At 60.3% G+C, this 22,368-nt stretch carries 20 protein-coding genes and 1 tRNA gene; 1 reads left to right on the top strand and 20 read right to left on the bottom strand.

Going from position 1 to position 22,368, the window contains the following annotated elements; translation table 11 throughout:
* Positions 1-58: 58 nt before the first annotated feature.
* The 6 genes from rlmN to trmJ all read right to left on the bottom strand — a co-directional run bounded on the left by rlmN (position 59) and on the right by trmJ (position 5,234).
* Positions 59-1,171, bottom strand: a complete 1,113-nt coding sequence (gene rlmN / locus EB809_RS03550; protein WP_123633433.1) for a 23S rRNA (adenine(2503)-C(2))-methyltransferase RlmN — start codon at positions 1,169-1,171, stop codon at positions 59-61.
* Positions 1,172-1,234: 63 nt separating this feature from the next.
* Positions 1,235-1,663, bottom strand: a complete 429-nt coding sequence (gene ndk, locus EB809_RS03555; protein ID WP_123633434.1) for a nucleoside-diphosphate kinase — start codon at positions 1,661-1,663, stop codon at positions 1,235-1,237.
* A 128-nt stretch (positions 1,664-1,791) separates the two neighbouring features.
* Positions 1,792-2,961, bottom strand: a complete 1,170-nt coding sequence (locus EB809_RS03560; protein WP_123633435.1) for an IscS subfamily cysteine desulfurase — start codon at positions 2,959-2,961, stop codon at positions 1,792-1,794.
* A gap of 71 nt (positions 2,962-3,032) precedes the next feature.
* Positions 3,033-3,518 carry a Fe-S cluster assembly transcriptional regulator IscR gene (iscR, locus tag EB809_RS03565; protein WP_123633436.1) on the bottom strand — a complete coding sequence of 162 codons (486 nt, stop codon included), beginning with the start codon at positions 3,516-3,518 and terminating at the stop codon, positions 3,033-3,035.
* Between the two features lie 132 nt (positions 3,519-3,650).
* Positions 3,651-4,418 carry a serine O-acetyltransferase gene (gene cysE / locus EB809_RS03570; protein ID WP_123633437.1) on the bottom strand — a complete coding sequence of 256 codons (768 nt, stop codon included), beginning with the start codon at positions 4,416-4,418 and terminating at the stop codon, positions 3,651-3,653.
* A gap of 3 nt (positions 4,419-4,421) precedes the next feature.
* A complete protein-coding gene (gene trmJ / locus EB809_RS03575) occupies positions 4,422-5,234 on the bottom strand; it encodes a tRNA (cytosine(32)/uridine(32)-2'-O)-methyltransferase TrmJ (protein WP_123633438.1) in 813 nt (270 codons plus the stop codon).
* A 187-nt stretch (positions 5,235-5,421) separates the two neighbouring features.
* On the opposite strand from trmJ, the gene EB809_RS03580 reads away from it, so the two are divergent.
* Positions 5,422-6,222, top strand: a complete 801-nt coding sequence (locus tag EB809_RS03580) for an inositol monophosphatase family protein (protein WP_123633439.1) — start codon at positions 5,422-5,424, stop codon at positions 6,220-6,222.
* Between the two features lie 88 nt (positions 6,223-6,310).
* Here the strand turns inward: EB809_RS03580 and secF are convergent, their stop codons facing one another.
* From secF to EB809_RS03650, 14 genes are all read right to left on the bottom strand, one after another.
* Positions 6,311-7,267, bottom strand: a complete 957-nt coding sequence (gene secF, locus EB809_RS03585; protein ID WP_123633440.1) for a protein translocase subunit SecF — start codon at positions 7,265-7,267, stop codon at positions 6,311-6,313.
* The gene (gene secD, locus EB809_RS03590) at positions 7,260-9,137 is read right to left on the bottom strand and encodes a protein translocase subunit SecD (protein ID WP_123633441.1); all 1,878 of its coding nucleotides are present in this window, start codon (positions 9,135-9,137) and stop codon (positions 7,260-7,262) included. The genes secF and secD overlap by 8 nt, the downstream gene beginning before the upstream one ends.
* Before the next feature lie 156 nt (positions 9,138-9,293).
* Positions 9,294-9,665 (bottom strand): preprotein translocase subunit YajC, encoded by a 372-nt coding sequence (gene yajC, locus EB809_RS03595; protein ID WP_123633442.1) that lies wholly within the window; start codon positions 9,663-9,665, stop codon positions 9,294-9,296.
* 78 nt (positions 9,666-9,743) lie between these two features.
* A complete protein-coding gene (tgt, locus tag EB809_RS03600) occupies positions 9,744-10,868 on the bottom strand; it encodes a tRNA guanosine(34) transglycosylase Tgt (RefSeq protein WP_123633556.1) in 1,125 nt (374 codons plus the stop codon).
* 14 nt (positions 10,869-10,882) lie between these two features.
* The gene (gene queA / locus EB809_RS03605) at positions 10,883-11,956 is read right to left on the bottom strand and encodes a tRNA preQ1(34) S-adenosylmethionine ribosyltransferase-isomerase QueA (protein WP_123633443.1); all 1,074 of its coding nucleotides are present in this window, start codon (positions 11,954-11,956) and stop codon (positions 10,883-10,885) included.
* A gap of 81 nt (positions 11,957-12,037) precedes the next feature.
* Positions 12,038-12,124, bottom strand: a tRNA-Leu gene (locus EB809_RS03610).
* Positions 12,125-12,219: 95 nt separating this feature from the next.
* On the bottom strand, positions 12,220-13,767 hold the full coding sequence (gene flgL / locus EB809_RS03615) for a flagellar hook-associated protein FlgL (RefSeq protein WP_123633444.1): 1,548 nt from the start codon (positions 13,765-13,767) through the stop codon (positions 12,220-12,222).
* A 23-nt stretch (positions 13,768-13,790) separates the two neighbouring features.
* Positions 13,791-15,830, bottom strand: coding sequence for a flagellar hook-associated protein FlgK (gene flgK, locus EB809_RS03620; RefSeq protein ID WP_123633445.1), 2,040 nt, complete (start codon positions 15,828-15,830; stop codon positions 13,791-13,793).
* 5 nt (positions 15,831-15,835) lie between these two features.
* Entirely contained in the window at positions 15,836-16,849 is a 1,014-nt protein-coding gene (gene flgJ, locus EB809_RS03625) for a flagellar assembly peptidoglycan hydrolase FlgJ (RefSeq protein WP_123633446.1), read from the bottom strand.
* Positions 16,850-16,857: 8 nt separating this feature from the next.
* Complete coding sequence (locus tag EB809_RS03630; RefSeq protein ID WP_123633447.1) at positions 16,858-17,955, bottom strand: flagellar basal body P-ring protein FlgI; 1,098 nt, start codon at positions 17,953-17,955, stop codon at positions 16,858-16,860.
* Positions 17,952-18,626 (bottom strand): flagellar basal body L-ring protein FlgH, encoded by a 675-nt coding sequence (gene flgH / locus EB809_RS03635; RefSeq protein WP_123633448.1) that lies wholly within the window; start codon positions 18,624-18,626, stop codon positions 17,952-17,954. Before flgH ends, EB809_RS03630 begins: the two co-directional genes overlap by 4 nt.
* A 32-nt stretch (positions 18,627-18,658) precedes the next feature.
* Positions 18,659-19,447, bottom strand: coding sequence for a flagellar basal-body rod protein FlgG (gene flgG, locus EB809_RS03640; RefSeq protein ID WP_123633449.1), 789 nt, complete (start codon positions 19,445-19,447; stop codon positions 18,659-18,661).
* Between the two features lie 80 nt (positions 19,448-19,527).
* Positions 19,528-20,283, bottom strand: coding sequence for a flagellar basal-body rod protein FlgF (gene flgF, locus EB809_RS03645; protein WP_123633450.1), 756 nt, complete (start codon positions 20,281-20,283; stop codon positions 19,528-19,530).
* Between the two features lie 119 nt (positions 20,284-20,402).
* Positions 20,403-22,358: a flagellar hook protein FlgE gene (locus tag EB809_RS03650; protein ID WP_123633451.1), complete on the bottom strand. Its 1,956-nt coding sequence runs from the start codon at positions 22,356-22,358 to the stop codon at positions 20,403-20,405.
* Between the last annotated feature and the right edge of the window lie 10 nt (positions 22,359-22,368).

Here is a 22,368-nt window from a genome sequence, read left to right on the forward strand (position 1 = left end):
AGACAGACCAGGGACTTTCACGCTAAACAGATCCTTCTCGTTTTATAGGGGCGAACCATCATGGAGCAACATGGTGAACGGGAATATAACGCTGGCTGCGACGGGTCCGATCCTCAAACTGGCCAACCAGCTGGCCACACGCCGCATCAATATCATCGCCGCGCGTCGTACGCACGGTGGTGACATAACCTGCCTCATTCAGGATGCCCTGGAAGCGCCGTGTCGCCATCGACTTGGGACGCTTGAAGTCGCTTTCCGGGAACGGGTTGAACGGAATCAGGTTGATCTTGCAGGGCAGTCCCTTCAGGAGCCGGGTCAGCTCGTGCGCATGCTCAAGGTGATCGTTAACGCCGGCAATGACCGTGTACTCGATCGTGACCTTACGCTTGTCCGGCAAACGAGCCAGATAGCGCCGCGTCGCCGCGAGAAGCTCGGCAATCGGGTACTTCTTGTTGAGCGGAACCAGCTTGTTTCGCAGCTCGTCGTTCGGTGCGTGCAGGGAGATCGCCAATGACACGTCGGTCAGTTCACCCAGGCGATCCAGTGCCGGCACCACGCCGGATGTACTCAGCGTCACCCGGCGCTTGGAAAGACCGTAAGCGAGGTCCTCCATCATCAGGTTCATCGCATCGACGACGTTGTCGAAGTTCAGCAGCGGTTCGCCCATCCCCATCATCACCACGTTGGTGATCGGCCGATCCCCGGCGGATTCAAACGGCATGAACGAGCGACGCGCCACCCAGACCTGACCGATGATCTCGGCGGCAGACAGATTCCGGTTGAACCCCCGCTTACCGGTAGAGCAGAACGTGCAGTCCAGACTGCAACCGATCTGTGACGAGACGCAGAGAGTGCCGCGCTCGCCATCCGGGATCAGGACGGTTTCGACGCTGTTGCCGCTGTCCATTCGCATGACCCACTTGCGGGTGCCATCCTTCGACGTTTCGTCGTAGACCACTTCCGGCCCACGAATCTCGGCAACTTCCTTAAGTTTTTCACGTAACGCCTTGCTGACGTTAGTCATTTGATCGAAGTCATCCACACCGTGTTGGTGCATCCACTTCAGGATCTGGGTCGCCCGGAATTTCTTCTCGCCCAGCGATTCAAAAAAGGCTTCCAGTTTGGCCTTCGGCAACCCGAGCAGGTTGGTTTTTTCGGCCGGCGATGTCATGGTCATAACCTCGATCAAATAACCCGTCGGGCGGCAGGCCGAAGCCGCCGCCCTCCAATGGAATCAGCCGCGCGGGCAGATCTCATTGTCGTTGAAGAAATAAGCGATTTCACGCTCGGCGGACGCCGGAGAGTCGGAGCCGTGAACCGCATTGGCGTCGATGGAAGACGCGAAATCGGCACGGATGGTGCCCGGATCGGCTTCTTTCGGGTTGGTCGCGCCCATCAGGTCACGGTTCTTGGCGATCGCGCCTTCACCTTCCAGAACCTGAACGACAACAGGGCCAGAGGTCATGAACGCAACCAGATCCGGGAAGAAAGGACGCTCTTTGTGCTCGGCGTAGAAGCCTTCAGCCTGCTCCTGGGTCAGGTGCATCATTTTGGCGGCGACAATGCTCAGACCGCCTTTTTCGAAGCGGCTGTAGATCTCACCGATGACGTTCTTGGCGACGGCGTCCGGCTTGACGATAGAGAGCGTGCGCTCGTTAGACATGCTAAATCTCCAGTTGGTTATAGGTTAAGGAGCCTCGAAAAACGTCCCGACCATCGATCATGGCCGAAACATTCTCCGAGGCTCCCTAAAAACTAAACGGCGATTATACGCGGGAAGCCGGCGACTGCCTACCGGACCCCCGAACGGGCGCGCTGCCTTTCCCGCAATCGCTCCAGAACGGTGCCAATTTCGCCAATGGCAAAGTCGATTTCCTCTGCGGTCGTGAAACGGCCGAACGAAAACCTCAGCGCGCTGTGAGCCAGCTCATCACTGACACCCAACGCCCTCAGCACATAAGACGGCTCAAGCGACGCCGAGGCGCAGGCTGAGCCGGATGACACAGCCAGTTCCCGCAAACCGAGCATCAGCGATTCGCCGTCAACACCCTCAAAACTCAGATTGACAATACCCGGCACCGAGAGTTCCGCATCGCCATTCAGACTGACGCCGGCCAGCCGGGTCACGCCGGTAAGGAACTGACCTCTCAGCGCCGTCAGGCGCTCGCGCTCACCACCCAGCTCCTCTCCGGCAATCCGGAACGCCTCTCCCATACCCACGATCTGATGCGTCGGCAGCGTTCCTGAACGCATGCCCCGCTCGTGGCCACCGCCATGGATCTGGGCTTCAATACGGACCGCGGGATCCCGGCGCACGTAGAGAGCACCGACGCCCTTGGGCCCGTAGACCTTGTGCCCGGACAGCGACATCAAGTCCACCGCGGTCGTCGACAAGTCGATGGCCAGCTTACCCGCGGCCTGGGCCGCATCCACGTGAAACAGGACGCCCAGCTCTCGCAGCCAGCCTCCGATCGCACCGACATCGGTAATGACGCCGATTTCGTTGTTCACCCACATCAGGCTGACAAGACAGGTCTCTGGCCGCATCGCCTCTTTCACCTGATCCAGCGTCACATGACCCTGGGCGTCGGGCTGCAGATACGTCAACTGCATCCCCTGGGACTCCAGCCACGCGCACGTGTCCAGGACCGCCTTGTGCTCGATGGCGGAAGTGATGATGTGGCCACCCGGATAGCGGGCAGCGACGCCCTTGATGGCGAGGTTATCGGATTCTGTCGCGCCCGAGGTCCAGACAATTTCGCGCGGGTCGCACCCCAGCAGGTCCGCCACCTGACGCCGCGCCCCTTCAACCGCGGCCTCCGCCTGCCAGCCATAGCCGTGGGACCGGGAAGCCGGATTGCCGAACACACCGTCAAGTGTCAGGTGCTCCACCATGCGTTCGGCAACCCGGGGGTCTACCGGCGTGGTCGCCGCATAATCAAGATAGACTGGTTTTTTCATAGCGCTCTGGGATTGAGTGGGACACGGGGTTGTTTCGTTCAGGCCCTGACCACGGGCCGGGACGGGGACGGTCAGACCGGATCGCCCTGCCTCAGGCGTTGGGTATTGATGGTCTCCGCCTGCCGCTGGTTCTGGCGCTCCGCGACCACCTGGATCTCGCGTTTTCGCATCAGGTCAGCCAGACTGATTTCGCTCAGGAACGCGTGAATCTGGTCACTCAGGTCCGACCACAGGTGATGCGTCAGACACTTTTCGCCGTTCTGGCAATCGCCCTTGTTCTGGCAACGGGTGGTATCGAGGGACTCGTTGACCGCATCAACGACTTCCGAGATAAAAACGGTGTCGTACGGTCGACCCAACTGATAGCCGCCGCCAGGGCCTCTGACGCTGACCACCAGCTTGTGGCGGCGAAGCTTGGCAAACAGTTGCTCGAGGTAGGACAGCGAAATATCCTGACGCTGGGAAATATCCGCCAGCGTAACGGGGCCATCCTCGGCGTGCAGCGCAAGGTCCAGCATCGCAGTGACTGCGTAGCGCCCCTTGGTGGTCAGTCGCATGGATTACGGCCTCGAAAGATCGGGAAATGGATTCTACCGACCTGAAAGTATGAATTGACCGACTATTTCAGTCAAGTATTAAGCAGGACGGCAAAACCGCTGCAAGTTCGCGGACTTACCGCCCCACCCGAACTATTCCTTGTCATCTCTGACGCAGTCGAAATCCTCTTCGTCGATCGCTGGCAACGCCCCATTGCGATACTCTTTGTCAACGCGCTGCAGCGCCTTGCACATGCTTTCAATCCGATCATCCACCACATGCATGTGGTCAAGCAGACTGCGAACGGCACGGGCGACCGGATCCGGCATCTCCTCAGTCACGCCATAGGCATCGAAGCCCATACGCTGCTCCATCTCCCAGCGCTTGTCCTTCTCCGCTTCGCTGTCCCGCTTGACGATCACGCGCCCCGGAATACCGACGACAGTGGCATCGGCGGGTACCGCCTTGGTGACCACGGAATTGGAACCGACCTTCGCACGATCCCCCACCTCAAACGGCCCGAGAATCTTGGCGCCGGCGCCGATGACCACACCATTACCCAGCGTGGGATGGCGCTTGCCCTTATTCCAACTGGTCCCACCCAGGGTCACGCCCTGATAGAGCGTTACGTCATCGCCAATCACAGTGGTTTCGCCAATGACGACCCCCATGCCATGGTCGATAAAGAAGCGTCGACCAATGACGGCACCGGGGTGAATTTCGATGCCGGTCAACCAACGGGCAAGCGTAGAAATGGTCCGCGCCAGCCATTTGAATCCCCGACACCAGAGCGAGTGCGCGACACGATAAAACAGGAGCGCGTGCAGCCCCGGGTAATTGGTGAGCACCTCAAAGGTATTCCGGGCCGCCGGGTCGCGGTGGAATACGCTGCCGATATCTTCACGCAAACGCTCGAACATAGTTTATTCCTGTTCCTGCTCCGCTTCGGGGCGACGATCCGCGCCCCCCGCACTTTTCTGCACGGCCGTCAGGATACCGCGCAGAATGTTGATTTCCATCTGATCCAGATGGGCCCGCTGAAACAGTCGACGCAACCGTGTCATCAACTGCCGCGGGTTTTCCCGGCGATGGAAATCAATATCCACGAGCACGTCTTCAAGGTGCCCGAAAAAGCCTTCCACATCGTTGACCGACGCCGCCTTGATATCCCACCCCTCGTCACCGGGCTGCAAGACCGGGCGCAACGCCGTTTCTTCGCCCTGCGCATCCAGCCTTTTCAAGTGATGCATGCGCACTTCGTAGCAGATGACCTGAACCGCCATGGCCAGATTGAGCGAACTGTAGTCCGGGTTGGACGGTATATGAATATGGTAATGGCATCGCTGCAATTCTTCATTGCTCAGGCCGCTGTTTTCGCGACCGAATACAAGCGCCACCTCGCCGTTACCCGCCTGCTCCGCGGCCCGCTCCGCGCAATCGGTCGGTGGAATGACCGGCCAGGGTACTTTGCGCCCCCGCGCACTGGTTCCCATCACCAGTGCACAGTCGGCGATGGCCTCATCCAGCGTATCGACGACCGTTGCCCGATCCAGAATTTCCGAAGCGCCCGACGAGCGGGCGTAGGACGCCTCGTCCGGGAACGACGCCGGATTCACCAGGTAAAGATTGGACAGCCCCATATTTTTCATGGCACGGGCAGCGGCCCCGATGTTTCCGGAATGGGACGTTTCCACCAGGACAATGCGGATGTGGGCGTGTGGGTCGTACTGGGTCATTCAGGCGCCTCTGGCGAGTCAATATCAACGAGGCGGGCAATGATACCAGAAAGCGTACCGTGATGATGCGCTGCAACAGCTCCAGCCGGGTAATCCCCTATGCCCTGTATTCCCAAAAAACGTACAAGCAGGCCCCGTGTTTTGCTATCATACGCGCCCTTTAACCAGTCAAGTGTCAGAGAGATCCATGCAACCAGCGATTAAGATGGCCCTGCGCATTGCGCGCCAGGGTTCCGAGTACCTCAATGCCCATTTTGAACGTCAGGATCCTGCCACTGTCGACGACGCTGCCCGCACCCAACTTGACCGGGCGGAAGCCTCCATCTACGCCAATTTTTCTGAGCAACTGCAGAAGGCGTACAAGGACCACTACATTGCACCAGCCGGCGACATCGACGCCGCGGGCCATGATCTCAGCTGGCATGTGTTTCCGCTGATCGGCAGTGACAACTTCCTGCGCGGCATTCCCGAGTTCGTACTGGCTCTGGTCCAGAAGAAAGGCAACCGGGCCGAGCACATGCTGGTGGTCAACCCGATTACCGGCGAAGAGTATTCCGCCAGCCGCGGTCACGGCGCCGCCCTGAACAGCCGCCGCATCCGCATGAACGGCGCCCAGCAGATCGGTCGAGCCACCCTGTCCACCAACGTCCTCGAGTTTACCCGTGAAACCGAAGACCCACTGGTGTGGGGCGAACTGATCAGCACGCTGGCGCGCGAATCCGGCCGCGTTCGTACTTGCGGCTGTACACTGCTGGATATGGCCCGCGCCAGCGCCGGTCACCTGGATGGCATCGTTGTTTTCCGGCCAACCGCTGTAGAGCAAGCCCTCGGCCTGTTGCTGACTCACGAATCAGGCGGCCTTTCCGGCGACTTCTCGGGCAACCCGTCAAGCCAGGAAAGCAGCCGGCAGCTGGCCATTGCCAACCCCAAGCTGTTCAAGGACCTGCTCAAGACGCTGCACCCGTTCCGCGGCCGCCTGCCCAGGTAAACCCGGCAGCCGCATCGCTTCCGTGCCTGACAGGCACGCATAAAAAAGGCCGCAATTGCGGCCTTTTTTGTTTTTCAGAGCATCACATTTACATCCGGTTCAGCCACTCCGGCGGCTCCTCTTCCTCCGACTGCTGGCCGGCCGCGCCTTCTTTCGCCGGCACGACCAGATCCTCGCGACTGACCCCCATCATGATCAGCAGGTTCGCTGCCACATAGATGGATGAATAGGTACCCACCAGGATGCCGATCAGCAGGGCTATGGAGAAGTTGTGGATCGCCTCACCGCCCAGCAGGAACAGCGCCAACAACACCACGAGCGTCGTGCCCGAAGTGTTCAGGGTCCGGCTCATGGTTTCGGTGATCGAGTGGTTGATGATCTCCTCGCTGTTGCCGGTACGCAACTTGCGGAAATTCTCGCGAATACGGTCCGCAACGATGATCGTATCGTTCAGCGAGTAGCCGATAACCGCCAGCAACGCCGCCAGCACACTGAGGTCGAATGTCCACTGAAACAGCGAGAACACGCCCAGTACAACGATGACGTCGTGTGCCAGAGGCAATACGGACGCTACGCCAAACTTGAACTGGAAGCGCATGCCGACGTAGACCAGCACCACAAACAAGGCCAGCAGCATGCCCAGGCCACTGCTCTCTTTCAGCTCATCGCCCACCTGCGAACCGACGAACTCGGCCCGCACCATGTCGACTTTGGCGCCATTCGCGCGCAGGTCATCGGCCATGTTCTCGGCGAGCTTGTCGTCGAAATCCTGGCGCAGGCGCACCAGGACGGACTTTTCGTCACCGAAATTCTGAACCACAAACTCCTTGTAGCCCGCGTCATCGAGCGTCTGGCGCACGTCGTCCAGGGAAGGCGCCTTTTCATAGGCGAACTCGATGGATGTGCCGCCGGTAAAGTCCAGCCCCCAATTAAGACCATTAATGACTAGGACAATGATCGACAGGACAACCGCCGTCAGCGACCCGAAGGACGCCAGCCGCCGGCCCCTCATGAAATTAATGGTGTTCTCGGTCAGTTTAGCCATTGGCGAGCTTCCCCCCGATCGCAAGCTTCTCGACCTTGCGACCACCGTAAATCAGATTAATGATTGCGCGACTGACCAGCAGCCCGGTGAACATGGACGTCAGGATGCCGATACACAGGGTCACGGCGAACCCTTTCACCGGGCCGGAGCCCATGGCGAACAGGATGACTGCGACCAGCAGCGTCGTGATGTTGGCGTCAAAGATCGACACAAACGCCCGGGAGAAACCGGCATTGATCGCACTCTGAGGCGGAACCCCGAGCCTGAGCTCTTCCTTTATTCGCTCAAATATCAAGACGTTGGCATCAACCGCCATCCCCACCGTCAGAACGATACCGGCGATACCCGGCAGCGTCAGCGTGGCTGACAGGATCGACATACACGCCACCAGCAGCATCAGGTTCACTGCCAGCGCCACGTTGGCGACCAGACCAAAGAATCGGTAGTACAGCAGCATGTACAGGAGCACCAGGGCAAAGCCCACGGTCACCGACATGACACCGGAATCGATGTTCTTCTGCCCCAGGCTTGGCCCGATGGTCCGCTCCTGCACAAAGTACATCGGCGCGGCCAGCGAGCCGGCGCGCAGCAACAGGGCCAGCTCGCCGGCTTCGGCGGTGGAATCCAGGCCGGTAATCCGGAACGAACTGCCCAGCGTGGACTGGATCGTTGCCAGGCTGATGATGCTGCGATTGACCTTACGTTCCTCCACTTCCTGAACCTTACCGTCCACACGCTTCTTGACGGTCTCGGTTCGGTACTGGATGAACAACACCGCCATGCGGCGCTTGATGGCGTCACGGGTGGCGCGGGTCATGCGGTCACCGCCGGTGCTGTCGAGCGTGATGTTGACCTGCGGCTGGCCGTTCTGGTCGAAGGCCTGTTGCGCATTGGCCACGTTCTCACCGGTGACGATGATTTCGCGCTCAAGGCGGGCCGTGCGCTCCGGATCATCACGGAACGGATAGACTTCGGTGGAACTGGACGGTGCGTCCTGGCGGGCTTCCAGACGGAATTCCAGGTTGGCCGTGGCACCCAGTACCCGTTTGGCCTGCGCCGTATCCTGGACACCCGGCAACTCCACGACGATGCGGTCGCGGCCCTGGCGCTGCACCAGCGGCTCGGCCACACCGAGCTCGTTGACCCGGTTACGAATGGTGGTCAGGTTCTGCTTGAGGGCGTAGTCCTGAATCTCCTTGATCTTCTTCTCGGAGAGCTGCAGAGACAGCACCTGCTGGCCATTGTCGTCGGTGGTCTTGTCGAGCAGGAATTCGTTGTACTGGTCACGAATCAGTTCGAAGGCCTGATCCTGGGACGCATCGTCACGGAACACCAACTGGATGGTATTGCCGTCACCCACATCGCCACCGCGGTAGCGGATATGCTCTTCCCGCAGCTGACGCTTGATCTCGCTGGAATACACCTCGAGACGCTTCTGCAGCGCACTGTCCATGTCCACTTCAAGCAGGAAGTGGACACCACCGCGCAGGTCGAGGCCCAGCTTCATCGGACCGGCGCCGATGCTGCGCAGCCAATCCGGCGTGGTCGGTGCCATATTCAGCGCTGCCAGGTACTCGCGCCCCAGCGCTTCCTGGATGACCGGCCGGGCGCTCAGCTGCGCCTCTGCCGTGTTGACCCGTATCAGGCCGTTCGGCGGATTCAGAGTCGCTTCCTTGACCGCAATACCCTCCTGCTTGAGCGCATCGACGGCCTTGTCCAGAGTAGCCTGGTCCACCTGCGTACTGCTGCGCGCACCGGTGATCTGGATGGCGTAGTCATCCGGATAGAGGTTGGGCAACGCGTATATGAAACCGATCACGACAGCGACCAGAATCACAATGTTTTTCCAGAGCGGGAATTTGTTGAGCATGGAATGCCTTGTTATCTGCTGGTGTGCACCAGCCCTGTATCATTCTTGAACCGTGACACGCGGCGAAGGGCTCCGCCGCTAGCCTGTTTCAGGCCGACGCCGGACCGCGACGACCCGATAAACGAAGGGGCACCCGAGTGCCCCTTGATAGTCCGATCAGATGTCTTTCAGGGTGCCTTTCGGCAGCGCTGTCGCAACAGCCACCTTCTGAACTTTTACTTCGACGTTGTCAGCCACTTCGATAACAATGAAGTCATCGGTCACCTTGGTAATCCGGCCGGCCATGCCGCCGGAGGTCACCACCTCATCGCCTTTGCTCAGGCCGGCCATCAGGTTTTTGTGCTCTTTGGCACGCTTGGACTGCGGACGCCAGATCAGGAGGTAGAAAATCAGGATGAAGCCGGCAAAAAAGATCACCTGCCCGATCACACCCATGCCGCCCTGGCCGGCGCCGCCGGCTTGCTGGGCCATTGCCGCCGCGGGGGAGGCAGCCAGACAGACAGACAGCGCATTACGCAAAGCTTTCATTCGTGTACTCCGTTATTGATTGAAATCGGCCCTTTCATAAAGGGAAACGCATCGGCGACCGGTCCCCGCAAACCCCATTCAGGATTCGCCGGCCAGCGGCGGCACGGACTGCCCCCGACGCGCGTAGAACTGGTGGATAAAGTCCGACAATGTACCTGCTTCAATAGCCCCACGCAATCCAGCCATCAGGTTCTGATAATACCGCAGGTTATGGATCGTATTGAGTTGTGATCCCAGCATTTCACCGCACCGGTCAAGATGATGCAGGTAGCCCCGCGAAAAGTGCTGGCAGGTGTAGCAGTCGCAGTCTGAATCCAGGGGCCCGGTGTCGTTACGGTGCCGCGCGTTACGGATCTTGATCACGCCCTCGCTGGTAAACAGATGGCCATTACGCGCATTGCGTGTCGGCATGACGCAGTCAAACATATCCACACCGCGGCGTACGGCCTCGACGATATCCTCCGGCTTACCCACGCCCATCAGGTAGCGCGGCTTGTCCGCCGGCATCTTCGGCGGCAGGAAATCCAGGATGCGGATCATGTCTTCCTTGGGCTCGCCCACGGACAGACCACCGATTGCATAACCGTCAAACCCGATATTGACCAGCCCTTCCAGAGATCGTTCCCGAAGCGGCTCGTACATGCCGCCCTGGACGATACCGAACAGTGCCGAAGGGCTATCACCGTGAGCATCCCGGCTGCGCTGGGCCCAACGCAGGGACATTTCCATGGAGTCCTTCGCCTGCTTTTCGGTGGCCGGATACGGGGTGCACTCGTCGAAGATCATGACGATGTCCGATCCCAGCTTGCGCTGGACTTCCATCGAGATTTCCGGGGAGAGCTCCACCGGCGAGCCATCCACCGGCGAGCGGAATTTAACGCCGGCCTCGGTGATCTTGCGCATTTCCCCCAGGCTGAACACCTGGAAACCGCCGGAGTCGGTCAGGATCGGTCCCTGCCACTGGGTAAAGTCGTGCAGGTCGCCGTGCTCACTGATGACGTTCGTGCCCGGGCGCAACATCAGATGAAAGGTGTTACCCAGGATGATTTCGGCGCCGATCTCCTGAATGTCGCGCGGCAGCATGCCCTTGACGGTGCCGTAGGTGCCAACCGGCATGAAAGCCGGCGTCTGCACTTCACCCCGCGGGAAAGTCAGTGTGCCGCGCCGTGCCCGGCCGTCGGTGGCGGAGGTCTTGAAGGACATGAAACAACGATCACTCATCGTTCTGACTCCTGCTGGGCGCGCTCCGCCTGCGCCGACGGCTTCTCGCCGGTCACAAACATGGCATCGCCATAACTGAAAAACCGGTAGCGCTCGGCCACAGCCGCCCGATAGGCCGCCATAACGCCGTCATAACCCGCAAAAGCGCTCACCAGCATAATGAGGGTGGATTCCGGCAGATGGAAATTGGTAATCAACACATCCACGCACTGGAAGCGATAACCGGGGTAGATAAAAATGTCCGTTTCGCCCTGGAAAGCGACCAGTTCGCCACCGACGGAAGCGGACTCCAGCGAGCGCACAGAGGTGGTACCGACGGCGACAACCCGACCGCCACGAGCCCGAGCACGAGCGACGGCGGCGACGGTCTCTTCGGGCACGTCGACCACTTCACTGTGCATATGGTGCTCTTCGACACGGTCAACGCGAACCGGTTGGAACGTGCCAGCCCCCACGTGCAAGGTCACAAAAGCCTGTTCGATGCCCCGCTCTTCCAGTTCGGCAATCAGGGTTTCATCGAAATGCAGGCCGGCCGTCGGCGCGGCTACGGCGCCCGCTTCCCGGGCATAGACGGTCTGGTAGCGCTCCCGGTCGGAGCCTTCGTCCGGTCGATCGACATAGGGCGGCAGCGGCATATGGCCGACCGCCTCCAACAGCTCGAGCACCGATTCCGCACCGCTGTCCAGCGCAAGATGGAAAAGCGCGTCCTGGCGACCGACCACGCGGAAAGCGCCCTCGCCTTCTACGAGAATGCGCTGACCGGGCTTGGGCGACTTGGACGACCGGATATGGGCCAGCAATTCCCGCTGATCGAGCACCCGCTCCACCAGGATTTCCAGCTTGCCGCCGGTTTCTTTCTGACCGAACAGGCGGGCCGGAATCACACGGGTGTTATTGAAGACCAGCAGATCGCCCGGCTCCAGAAGATCAAGAATGTCGCGAAACCGGCGGTGATCGATCGTGCCCGTTGGGCCATCAAGGTGCAACAGACGGCTCGCGCTGCGCTGCTCAAGGGGATAGCGTGCAATCAGCTCGTCCGGGAGGTCGTAATGGAAATCGGAGACTTTCATGGCGGCTCAACCTGATCTGGCAAGGGGACTCACCAACGGCTGGCATTCAGGTCCCGGAGGATGCGTATCACGTTTGGATTATGGTGCCGGGGGTGGGACTCGAACCCACACGCAGTTGCCTGCACGAGATTTTGAATCTCGCGTGTCTACCAGTTTCACCACCCCGGCAATTGGAGAGTGCCGCGATTATACTGAGGCGAATCTCAGGGTCAACCGCCAAGCGTCTGATTTGTTGAAAGCCCCGCCGAAACAGGGCCATTTCGTTAGATTCGATCGAACAACGAGAGCTGCGACACCTGGGCGAACGACTGCTGCGCGGCCTGCAGCACGAAACTCTGGAAACTGAGCGTGCTGACGGCCTCGGCGTAATCCACGTCGCGCAGTTGTGAGGTGATTTTGTCCGTGTAAATGGAGGAATCCGACAGGAAGTCCCGGGTGGAGTCCACCGCGTTCAGGCGCCCGCCAATATCGGTCTGGGTCACCAGAATGCTTTCCTGGGCGTTGTCCAGGTTCACGAGGGAGTCAGCAATCAAATCGTCAAACGCCTGCTGACCGCTGGCAAAACTGGCCGAATCCGTGCTGTCGGCCTGGATCGCGCCGCCGTTGATATCAATGTTCTGGAATTTGGCACCGGAGACATCCAGGTTGCCCCCCCAGCCACCGGCGTCAATCGCCAGGTCACCATCGGTTGATTCAATCTGGATCGATCCCGGCAAGTCATCCGTGTTGACGCTGACGCCCTTCAGCGCCTCGTCTGTACTGTTGTTGATGGCATCCGCCAGGTCCGCCAGCCCATCGGTATTATCAAAGCTGAAAGTCACGCCGTTAATGCTGAGCGAATCACCGCCCGCCTGGGCGGAGAAATCGTTAACGGTGGCCACGGCCGGTTTCTTGGGCTGAGATTCCAGGCCATAGATCAGTTTCTCGATCGTGCTGAACATCGACTGACTGTCCGCGGTCTTCACCAGGAATTTGTCGCCATCAGCAGCACCGGTAATCTCGAACTGGATACCCGCCACTTCGATACTGTCGCCGCTGGTGTAACTGTTGTTCGCCGGCGTCAGGTCGGCCCCGGTAGATCGGTTGGTGACCGTGTAGGTGCCCGCCGCGGTATCCACCTCCACGATCAGATCGTCCGGATAGACGCTGTTGAAGACATCCTGGTCGAGCATCATGCCTGAGCTGATGGTCGCCGGCGGGTTGGAGGTATTGGCACTGCTGGCCTCGGTGAAAAAGGTCGGGTTATTGCTGGCGACATCGGAAAACAGTTTCTTGCCGTTATCGCTGATGGCCACACTGACCCCGGCGTCGATTTCCAGCTCACGCTGTCCTTCGTCGCCCTGATAAACCCAGCTGCCGGACACGTTCTGCTGATAGGCCTGGGTGTTGCCCTTGAAACCGCTGAAAATATACTCGCCGGAGGCATCGCGGGTGTTGGCGAGCCCGGCCAACTGGGACAGCCGCTCCTTGAGTTCGGCTGCCACGGATTTGCGGTCTTCCGGAGAAAGCGCGCCGTTACCGGCTTCGACGGTCAACTCGCGCACCCGCTGGATCACGTCCGTGATGTTCGAGAGGGCGCTCTCTTCCTGCTGCAAGCGGTTTTCCGCCAGATCGATGCCGCGCTGATACTGATCGATCTGGGCATTCTGCTGATCGAGCTTGAGCAACCGGGCTGCAGCCACCGGATCGTCCGACGGATTGATGACCCGCTTACCGGTGGAAATCTGCTGCTGCGTCTTCTGCAGCTGGGTGTTGAGGTCCTGCAGCCGGTTGACGCCCCCATTAAAGATCTGCTGTGAGGATATACGCATGCTTACTCCTTCCTGCGGCTGCCTTATCTAAAGGTACTTAACAGGGTATCGAATAGATCCTGCGCCACGCTGATCACCTGCGCCGACGCGTTGTATCCTGCCTGATACTGAATCAGTCGCCCGGCTTCCTCATCGAGGTTCACACCGGAAACCGATTCACGCTGATTGGTAGACTGCTCCAACAGGGCCTGCCCGGCCTCCAGGTCCATCTGGCTCTGACGCGTCGTCGTGCCCACGGTTTCAACCAGTCCCGCGTAGGCCTCGCTGAAACTCTGGCTACCGCCGTTCATGGTATTGGCGGTGCCCAGTCCGCCCAGGAGCTGGGCATTCCGGTTATCGGAGACCCCGTCCGTGTTGTAGTTGATCATGAACACGTCGTTGGCTTCCGGGTTGCCGCTGATCGAGAACTGAAAACCGCGGTAGTTGGGATCAGAGGGATCCTCTGAAAACAGTTTGTTGGAGACACCCGGCTGGTAGGTGCCCGTCACTGGAGGACTCAGTGCCTGCGGATTGGTTGGGTCCGACGCGTCCAGAATTTCGTAATCGGTGTCCGAGGTCGGGCTAAAACGCACCATCAGCGGCGGCGAGAGTTCGCCGCGCTGACTGAACTGATCCAACGGCACATTGGTGAGCGGGTTTTTGACGCTCAGCATGGTCCCCTGCGTAATGCTGGCATCGCCCGTGTTGCCCTCGTCGGCTTCAGCGGTCACGGGCGTGGCAAACGCCAGATCTTCTTCCCGGTCGATTTGCAACTCGATGTTGGCCGCCGCATTGCGGGTCGGCCGGACCAGGTAGCTGTCCCCATCCTGGAAACTGCCGGATTCGATGTGGATGTTGAAGCCCGGCATCTCGATCTCGGCCGGCAGCGGGTCGGGCAGCTGGCCCTGGCGGACGGTTTCACCGGTTTCCACATCCACCACTTCAAAGTTCTCGCCGTTGGTGCCGTTGAACTTCAAGGTGTAGGACTTGGCCGCCAGATCGGTGGTATCGGTGATTTCCACCGACACGACGCCGTCCTGCGGAGCCCCGTTGTTGGCGTTGGGCGTGACCCGGTCCAACTGAGCGGCACGACTGTTGATGTCGGTGAAGAACATCCCGCCCAGATCGCCTTCCAGGTCCATACCGATGCTGTGCTGCTGGTTTACCTTGTCGGAAACGGCCAGTGCGATGCGACCGAGCTGGTCAAACGCCGGCTCCAGCACCTTGTTCTGGAAGGTGCGCAGCCCACCCAGCGACCCACCGACTATCTGATCGGTGACATCCGTCACCCGATTGCCGTTGGTCAATTTGAAATTCAGCTTGGCCGGATCCGAATCGGACGTTTCCGTCGACAGACTCGCCGCCTGGGCGCCCACCACCAGCGCCTGGCCGCTGGTCAGCGAGACGTTGACCTGATAGCCGTCCGTTTCCGACACCTTCACCTGGATAATTTCGGAAAGCTGCCGCAGCTTTTCGTCGCGCTTGTCGAGCAGGTCGTTGGGCATTTTGCCCTGTGCAATCCCTGGGCTTTCCGCGATCTGCTCGTTCAAATCAGCGATTGTGGACAGCAGGGAATTCACGTCCGAGGTGGACTGATCCATCTGACCGGTGACCGATTGCCGCTGCTGGATCAGCTGCTCGTGCAGTGACTGGAAGCGATTGACCAGCCCCTGGGCTTCACTCAGAACGGACTGGCGCTGCGGCAGCGCTGCCGGATCCTCGGCGGCACTCTGAATGCTGTTGAAGAAATTGTTGAGTGCGGTATTCAGACCGGTGGAGTCGCCCCCCAGCAGGTTGTCCAGATTGGTCAACTCCGTGTTGAGCGTATCCTGCTCGTTGAACAGCGAAGTATCGGAGCGCAGCTGGTTCACCACGAACTGGTCGCTGATACGGCGGATATCACTGACATTGACACCGGTACCCACCGACCCAACGCCAGTACGCTGGCCGTTCTGGGCTTCCAGGGTCACCTGCTGCCGGCTGTAGCCATCGGTATTGGCATTGGTGATGTTGTTACCGGTGGTATTCAGGGCCGACTGGTGCCCCAGAATGCCGGAAAGACCGATGTTAATCAGGCCCGCCATGACAATTACTCCTCAGTACCCTGATTCAGGGACAGGGACTGCCCTGTGATCGTATCGAACGAGTCACTGTTAAGAATGCCGCGAATCTTCGCGCCATAAGCCGGATCCGTGGCATAACCGGCCTGCTGCAGACCGTCGGCAAAGGCTTCAGGATCATCCGCTACCGAGAGCACATCGCGATAACGCGGGTTGTCCTGCAGGAAGCCCACATAGTCCTCGAAGCTCGACTGGTAATCCGGATAGGACCGGAACGCGGCCCGCTCCTTCAGCGGAATGCCATCGCGAACCTCGGTCGTGAGAATGTCCACGGAATCCCCTTGCCAGCGACCGTCGGCCTTGATGCCAAACAGGTTGTTACTGGTTTCACCGCCCTGCCCGCGGATCATGTGCTTACCCCAGCCGGTTTCCAGTGCCGCCTGGGCGACCATGACCTTGGGGTCGATCCCGGAATCGCCGGCCACCTTCTGGGCCAGCGGTAGCAGGGTCTGCACAAATTGTTCAGGGGATTCGAAACGCTCGGGCAGCGTGCCGTCAGCGGCATCGCCGGCCGCCTGGGAGCCCCCTGTGCCAGCGCTACCGGCGATGGCCTTGACCTGCGCCACCTCGTCCGGTAACCGGGGTGACAGCGCCGGCAGGCTGCGCTGGTAATCGGTGATGCTCGCCTTGTGAGTGCCTGCCGTGTCGCCTTCGGACTGCATCCCCGGAATCTGCTTCGACAGTTGCCGGACCAGCGTCTCCGAGAGGCCGAAGCCCCCTTTCTGGCTCATGCTCAGTGTCAGCTGGCTGTCGAACATCTGCTGGTAGAACTTCGACTGGCTGCTGTGCAGGTAATTGCCCTCGGCATAGACGTCGTTGACCCTGCGCATGGACTTCAGCATCTGCGCCAGGAACAGGCTCTCGAACTGCTTGGCCACCTGCTCCAGCGCCGCTTTCTTGTCCTTGTGCGCTTCCGTCTTCAGGGCATTCAGGCCACTGAAGTCGGTGTAGTACTGCGCCGTGTCGAGCCGGGAATCCTGCATCGTTACACCTAGATCACAATCAGCTCGGCGCGCAGGGCGCCAGCCTGTTTGAGTGCCTCCAGCACAGCCATCACGTCACTGGGTGCGGCGCCCACCTGGTTCACCGCCTCGACGATCTCATTGAGGGTGACGGCCGGGCCGAACTTGAACATACGCGCCGGTTCCTGCGTGGTGGTGATGGTAGTGTCCTGGGTCACCACGGTGTCGCCGCCGGACAGCGGGCCCGGCTGGCTGACGTTCGGGTTTTCCTCGATGGTCACCGTCAGGTTGCCGTGGGTAATGGCCGCCGGGCTGACATGCACGTTCTGGCCCACCACGATCGTCCCGGTACGGCTGTTGATGACGACCTTGGCCGCCGCCTCCGCCGGGTTCACATCCAGGTTCTCCAGCACCGACAGGAAACTGACCCGCTGGGACGGATCCCGCGGCGCCTTGACCGAGATGGAGCTCGCATCGTGGGCGTAGGCCATGTCAGGCCCCAGGGTGTTGTTGATCACATCCACCACCCGCCGCGCGGTGGTGAAATCCGGACGCATCAAATTGAAGGTGATGGTATCCCCCCGATCGAACGGTGAGGCCACTTCACGCTCCACCGAGGCGCCGTTGGGAATACGACCGACACTGGGCAGGTTGACGGTGATCTTGGAGCCGTCGGCACCGGAGGCGCCGAAACCGCCCACCACGAGACTGCCCTGGGCCATGGCATAGACCTGGCCGTCAGCGCCTTTCAACGGCGTCATCAGCAGGCTGCCGCCGCGCAGGCTGTCCGCATTGCCAATGGACGAAACCGTGATATCGATTTCCTGACCGCGCTTGGCAAACGGCGGCAGCGTGGCATGGACAGTGACCGCAGCCACATTGTCCAGCTTGGGATTCACATTGGTAGGAACGGTAATGCCGAACTGGTTCATCAGGTTACGGAAGGTCTGGTCGGTAAACGGCGCGGAATCGCCGGTACCGTCAAGTCCGACCACCAGGCCATAGCCCACGAGCTGGTTGGAACGCACGCCCGCGACCCGGGCCAGATCCTTGAGGCGGTCGGCCAGAACCGGTTGCGTCAGAACCGCCATCGCCAGCAGTGTCAGGAAGGCTCGTTTCAGACTCATAGCGGGAACCACTCGCTGTTGAAGAAGCGGGACAGCCAGCCCTGGCGCGTGGCGTCGTCGAAGTCACCGGTACCGCCGTAGGCAATGCGCGCATCGGCGATCCGGTTGGACGACACGGTGTTATCCGTTGAAATATCCTGCGGCCGGACCAGGCCGGTCAGGCGAATGTATTCATCGCCGTTGGTCAGGGAGATCCACTTCTCGCCGCGAATCCGCAACACACCATTCGGGTAGACGTCGGTCACGGTGACCGTAATGCTGCCGGCCAGGCTGTTGCTCTGGTCCGCGCTCGCCTGCCCCTTGAAGTCGCGATCAAACTGGGGGTTGGTGGCCAGGTTCAGCTTGTCCAGGCCCAGGATCGCGCCGTCGTTGAAATCCACCTGGTTTTCCTTCTTGATCTCGTTGTCGGCACTCTTCGAGGCCTGCGTCTGCTCTTCCAGATTGACCATCAGCACATCACCGACGTTCAGGGCCACCCGGTCGCCGTAGAAATTGAAATTGCGCGTCGTCTGGTAAATCGCGCCGGACGACGGATCACGCTGCATCATGGATTGCGCCATGACCGGCGCGTAGTCCGGATCGTCGGGCACTGCCCGCGGGCGGCTGACGGCCTGACAGCCCTGCAGGGCCGCCAGGATCACGATCAGCAATGGTGTCAGTCTGGATTGCATGGACTTATACCTCCTCTACCCGTTCGTCAGCGTCAGCCGACGTTCTGGGTCAGGAACTGGAGCATCTGGTCGGTGGTCGAGACCACCTTGGAGTTCATTTCATAGGCGCGCTGGGTCGTGATCATGTTCACCAGCTCTTCGACCACCTCAACGTTCGAGGATTCGGTCATGCCCTGCTGAACCGCGCCCAGGCCATCAACGCCCGGATCGCCTTCCTGCGGGGCGCCGCTGGCATTGGTCTCGACAAACAGGTTGTTCCCGATCGCCTGCAGGCCCTGCGGGTTCACGAAGTCCACCGTGGTGATCTGGCCCAACTGCACCGGATTGGCCGCGTCATCTACGACGGCAGTCACCGTACCGTCGGTACCGACCGTGATGTGGGTCGTGTTGTCCGGCACGTTGATGTTGGGCTCAATCGGATAACCGTTGGCGGTGACAATGTCCCCGTCGGAGTTCAACTGGAACTGACCGTCCCGGGTGTAGGCAATGTTGCCGTCCGGCTTGAGCACCTGGAAGAAACCACGCCCATCGATCGCCATGTCCAGAGGCTGCTCCGTCACCTGCAGGTTCCCCTGGGTGAACTGTTTGGCTGTGCCCACAACGCGAACACCCGTACCCAACTGCAGGCCCGACGGCAGCTGCGAGTTCTCCGACGACATACCGCCGGGCTGCCGATGAACCTGATACAGCAGATCCTGGAAGACCGCCCGGTCGCGTTTGAAGCCGGTCGTATTGACGTTGGCCAGGTTGTTGGAGATGGTCGCCAGGTTGGTGTCCTGGGCGCTCAGACCGGTTTTACTGACCCAAAGTGCTGGATGCATTCTCTATACTCCTGCAAGAAACCCGTCAGCGGGCGGCGAACATTTGCCGCTTTTCCCCGCTTCAGCGATCAAGCCGACTGTTAACCAAGGTTTTGCAACAGCCGTGCCGTCGCTTCTGAATTACTTTCCGCCGTGCGCATCACCTTCACCTGCATCTCGTACTGGCGTGCCAGCTGAAGGTTGTCGATCATTTCCTCCACCGCATTGACGTTGGAGGCTTCAAGAAAGCCCGGCTCAATCCGCACGTTCGGATCAGCCGGTGCGACCGTGCCGGCTTGCCCCTCGGGACCGGCCCGTAAAAAGCCATCGGTGCCTTTGTGCATGCTTGCCTGATCGGGATTGACCAGCTTGAGTCGGTCAATCTGGACCAACTGATCGGGTGGTCCGCCAGCCGGCACGATGGAAATGGTGCCGTCCTGGGCAATGGTGAGGCTGTCATACGGCGGCAATGCCACGGGTCCACCGTTGCCCAACACCGGCTCCCCGGAAGCCGTGCGTAGCAGGCCGTTGACATCGACGCTCAGGCTGCCGGAGCGGGTATACACCTCTTCCCCGCTGTCTGACTGGACCGCCAACCAACCGTCGCCATTCACGGCAACGTCAAGATCCCGTCCGGTTTCCATCAGGGCGCCGGCAGACAGATCCGTGCCCGGCCTTTCGGTCATGGCATAGGCCCGCGTCGGATAAGCTTCCCCGAAAACCGGCATACTCCGCGCCTGGGCGAAGTCGCGCTTGAAACCGGTGGTATTCACGTTCGCCAGGTTGTTGGCATGGGCCTGCTGGCCCAGCATCGACTGCTTGGCGCCGGACATGCCGATATAGATGGATTTATCCATGGGAAAACTCCTGCCGGATTTTTGACTCTTGCCATAGATACTGCAGAAGTCGTGCCAGAAGGAGCTAAAAGCCCGTCAGCCCTGGCCTGGAAGGCGCAGGGCTGACGTCAGAGGGAGGTTTAACGCAGGTTGATGATGGTCTGGGTGACCGCATCGGAGGTTTCAATGGTCTTGGCGTTCGCCTGATAGTTGCGCTGGGCAATGATCAGGTTCACCAATTCTTCCGACAGGTCCACGTTGGACTCCTCGACGGAACTGGCGGCAATCGACCCCAGCGTGCCGCTACCGGGCGATCCGATAATCGGTTGCCCGGATTCGAACGTTTCCACCCAGGTGGTGTCTCCGACCGGCGACAGGCCTTCCGCATTCTTGAAGGTCGCCAGCGACACCTGGCCCAGCGACTGGGATTGGCCATTGGAGTAGCGGGCAAAGATCACCCCCGCATCCGAGACATCGAGCCCCGACAGCCGACCTGTGGTGTAGCCGTTTTGGCTCTGGTCGTTGACGGCGAACTCGCTGCCGAACTGCGTCGTATCACCCAGATCGATCACAAAGTTGGAGCTCACGGGGGGATCCGGGATCGGCGTGGTACCACCGCTGCTCACCAGACGCGGACCGTCCGCGCCGTTGGGCTGACCGTTCCCATCCACGGGCGTCCAGTTGGAAATCAGCACTTCGCCGTCGGGATCGCCGTCAATGCTCTGTAAATTACCTTCTTCATCGAACACCAGGTCGTACTGGGCCATGGTGGGCTCGCCGGACGAATTGGGCGGATCGCCCACATTCTCGCCGTCGACCTGGACGTACATGGTCCAGGCGTTGCCCTGGCTGGCGGAGGTGGTCGGTTCCTTGACGAAGTACTGGGTCATCACGTGCGGATTGCCCAGACTGTCGTAGATGGTGCTCGACGTCGCGTGGTTGTAGGTGCCCTGATCCGTTGGATCAAAGGTGTTGCTGGTAAACGCCGTCGGGGTGACGCCGTCCAGGATCGTGGTGGTCGAAGGCGCTACGGCGGCCGACGCCAGTTGGGTATCGCCATCCAGCGTGATGCTGACTTCGCCCACCTGGGTGGACGGGTTGGTGCTGTCGTTCGACAAGGCCGTGCCGTCATCGAACGCCATGGCGCCGCCGTCGCTGTTGGTGTCCTGATAGGCCAGGCGCAGGGTATCGCCGCGGCTGGAAATCAGGCGCAGCTCGCCGGTCGAGGTGACCGTCGCGTTAATGCTGCTCAGGGACGACCCATTGATGTCATCCGCCAGCTTCTGCACACGCTCGGCCGTGGTCAGGGTGTTGCCGCTGGAATCGGTGTCGGCAATGGTGAAATCGACGCCCTCGAGGGTCAGCACATCGTCGGCCTGGATGCCGGAGCCGTCCAGCAACACCTCGGTTCGACCGGAAGCGCTGACGCCCTCTTCCTGGCTCAGGGCATTGGCAATTTCACGCGCGGAGCTGCCCGCGGGGACATTGACCGTGCTGGTACTGCCGTCGGCGTAGGTGATGGTGAAATTCTGCTCGCCAGTGGACTCGTTGGGCGCAAAATCGCGAGTCTGGATGCGGGTGCCGCTGGACGCCAGCACACTCTCCCGGGAATCCAGGTTGAGCTGCGACGCCACATTCGTGGTCCGGCGCGGGGCGAGATTGTCGCTGTCGATCATCAGATCACCGCGCACGCCGGACAGGTTGCCGTCGTCGTCCGCCTGGAAACCCTGTACGCGCATGCCCTGGTTGTTTACGACAAACCCGTCTTTATTGATCGTGAACTGTCCGGCCCGGCTGTAACGCACCTCGCCATCATTGTTGAGGATGAAGAAGCCATCCCCGTCAATCGCCATATCCAGTCCGTTGTCGGTAAAGCTGATGTTGCCTTGCCCGAACGTCTGGTTTACGGACTGGACTTTCACCCCGTCGCCAATCGCATTGGTCGCGCCAGACAGGAAGCCGCTGGCATAGAGGTCGCCGAACTGGACCTCACTGCCCTTGAACCCGACCGTGCTGGCATTGGCAATGTTGTTGCCGGTGACATCCAGATCCACGGACGCGGCTCTCAGACCGCTAAGACCGGTGTTGAACGCCATACTTCACCCC

It is taken from the genome of Marinobacter sp. R17, assembly GCF_003789045.1.
Lineage (GTDB): Bacteria > Pseudomonadota > Gammaproteobacteria > Pseudomonadales > Oleiphilaceae > Marinobacter_A > Marinobacter_A mangrovi.